Source organism: Variovorax sp. 01T439_2 (assembly GCF_056398445.1).
The window spans coordinates 1-2,828 of the sequence record NZ_JBFTPJ010000792.1; the positions used below are offsets into that span (position 1 = coordinate 1).

The window sequence follows — 2,828 nt, forward strand, 5'->3', positions numbered from 1 at the left end:
TGCCGGCCCACGCCCTGAACCACCGCATCGTCTGCAATGCGCCGCCGTCGACCCTGCATGAATCGGCATCGCGCTGGCTGGCCTCGGACGGCTATTCGTTCGAGGAGTACAGCAGTTGCAACTCGCTCTCGCTCATGGTGGCGTTGGTCGCCTCCGGCCATGCGATTGCCATGCTGCCAGCATCGATCACGCGCCGGCAGGTCGCCGAAAAATCCCTGCAAATTTTGCGCGCCAAGCCGGCGGTGCCGAACGTGCCCTACTACTTTTCGTACCTGGCGCACCACCGCAGCGACACGACGGCGCGCATCCTGGACATCGTGCTGCGCAGCCTGCAGGACGCCGGGTTCTTCCAGGCCGACGGAGCGTCCCGGGACAGCGGCTGAGAAAGCCTTGAGAACGACTGTCGGGTTCTGATGTGTCGGCAGGTTGCTCGGCCGCGGTGGAGCATCGCCTCCTTCCATAGGCTCAACCTATGGATCAATCGGGATTTCGCATTTTTCAACGCGGGCTCGCATTCCCAGAATGGCGGAACGGTGGCAACACCATCCCTCTGTCTTCAGGAAAAGTACCCCGCTCATGTCGGACCGCGATAGCACGCCAGGCGCCTGGCACCTGCCGCCCAGCGCCTACCTCGCCGGGCGCAAGCCCGCCTTCGGCCTGCCCGGGCGGCCGGAGTCGCTCTACGTCACGATGCGCGACGGCTGCCGCATCGCGCTCGACTACTACCTGCCCCAGGCGCGCGATGGCGCGCAGCCGCCCGACCGCCTGCCCACCATCGTCATCTTCACGCCCTACTACCGGCGCTTCGTGACCACCGACCCCACGGTGGAGGCCAGCCCCAACTGCGGCCGCTACCGCGACTTCTTCGTGCCGCATGGCTACGCGGTGGTGGTGGTGGACGTGCGGGGCACCGGCGCGAGCTTCGGCACGCGCGACGCATTGCGCTCGCCGAAGGAGCGCGACGACTACCACGAGGTCGCCGAGTGGATCGTGCAGCAGCCCTGGAGCGACGGGCGCATCGGCTCGACCGGCATTTCGTACCTGGGCGCGGCGGCGGTGTTTCTCGCAAGCACGCGGCATCCGGCGGTCAAGGCCATCGCACCGCTGTTCGCCGTGACCGACATCTACACCGACCAGCTCTACGTGGGCGGCGTGCTCTCGACCATCTGGACCGGCCGCTACGACGAACTGATGGTCGCGCTCGACCAGGACGACCGCCCTGCCCTTGCCAAGTTCGCGTACTACGGCAACCCGCTGTTCGCGGGGCCGCAGCCGGTGGACGCCGATGCCGATGGCCGGCTGCTGGCCCAGGCGCTGCACCAGCATCGCAGCAACTGCCGGCTGAACGACATGGCGCGCGAGCTTCCGTTCCGGCACGATGCAACGCTGCACGACCCCGCATTGACGCTGGACGTGTGCAGCCCCGGCCACTACGCGCGCCAGATTCCCGAGGACGTGGCGATCTACTCTGTCTCGGGCTGGTACGACGGTGCCGGCTACAGCAACTCGGCGATCACGCGCTTCCTGACGCTGCCCAGGCACCAGCACCGCCTGCTGCTCGGCCCCTGGGACCACGGCGCGCGCAGCAACGTCTCGCCCTGGCGCGAGCAGACCGGCTCGGACTTTCCGCTGCTGGCCGAAGTGCTGCGCTTCTTCGACCATCACCTGCGCGGCATCGATACCGGGCTCGACAGGGAGCAGCCGGTGCACTACTTCACCATCCACGACGAGAAGTGGCAGGCCGCCGATGCATGGCCGCCAGTCGCGGGAACCTGCCGCGTCCATCCCGATGCGAACGGCGTGCTGGCGCTGCACGCACCCGCCGCGCCGGGCCGCGACAGCTACCAGGTCGACTTCTCCGTCTCGACCGGCCGCCAGACGCGGCTGGAACGGCTGGGTGCCGTCGGCATCGAGCACTACTACCCCGACTGGACCGAGCGCCAGGCGCAATACCTGCACTACACCAGCGCACCGCTGGCTGCATCCGCCGAACTGACGGGCCATGTGAGCGCGAGCCTGCTGCTCGCATCGTCGGAGACCGATGCGGCCGTCTACGTCTATCTGAGCGAAGTGCTGGCCGACGGCAGCTGCCGCTACGTCACCGAAGGCCTGCTGCGGGCCTTGCACCGCGAAGGCCTGTCGCATTCGCCGGACTACGTGGCGAGCTGGCCCGTGAACACCTGCGACCGTGCCTCGGCCCGGCTGCTGGTGCCCCACGAGCCCGCGCGCCTGGACTTCGCGCTGCTGCCGGTGTCGTGGACCTTTGCCGCGGGCAGCCGCATACGGCTGTCGATTGGCGGCAGCGACGAAGGCCACGGCCCGCAGGTGCCGCACGGGCGGCCGCCGCGCCTGGAGATCCTTCGCGGCGCCGACGCCAGCTGGTTCGATCTTCCGCTGCGCGGCGCGCTGCGCTAAGCACTTCGCTCTCCCGTTCTTCCTTCAACATGCCAAGAGAGAGGCACGCCATGCCCCCCGTCACCCGTCGCTCGTTCGTTTCCATGCTGGCACTGGCCGGCACGCCGCTCCTGTCCGTGCCTCTCGCGGCGCAGGCCCAATCGCCCTGGCCCGTACGGCCGGTCAAGCTCGTGGTGCCGCAGGGCGCGGGTTCGGGATCGGACGTGATCGCGCGCCTGCTCAGCGACCGGCTCGCCCAGCAGCTGGGCCAGGCGGTGGTGGTGGAGAACAATCCGGCGGCCAACGGCCTCGTGGCCCTGGGCGCCGTGGCCAAGGCGCCCGCCGACGGCTACACGCTGGTGCTCGCAGGCGTGTCGCAGATCGCCTTCAACCCAGCCCTGTACAAGAGCCTGCCCTACGATCCGCTGAAGGAC

3 protein-coding genes are annotated in these 2,828 nt (G+C 68.7%); all 3 read left to right on the plus strand.

The window, feature by feature from the left end:
* Positions 1 to 383: LysR substrate-binding domain-containing protein (locus AC1DOC_RS27840; RefSeq protein WP_478130936.1), on the plus strand; the 383-nt coding region annotated here is incomplete at its 5' end.
* 193 nt (positions 384 to 576) lie between these two features.
* Positions 577 to 2,415: a CocE/NonD family hydrolase gene (locus AC1DOC_RS27845; protein ID WP_307596055.1), complete on the plus strand. Its 1,839-nt coding sequence runs from the start codon at positions 577 to 579 to the stop codon at positions 2,413 to 2,415.
* A gap of 50 nt (positions 2,416 to 2,465) precedes the next feature.
* Positions 2,466 to 2,828, plus strand: a 363-nt coding sequence (locus AC1DOC_RS27850) for a Bug family tripartite tricarboxylate transporter substrate binding protein (protein WP_478130937.1), incomplete at its 3' end; no start/stop codon positions are given.

Coding starts and splice junctions, on each gene's coding strand:
- AC1DOC_RS27845 (WP_307596055.1), top strand. CDS start 577: ATGTCGGACCGCGATAGCACGCCAGGCGCCTGGCACCTGCCGCCCAGC.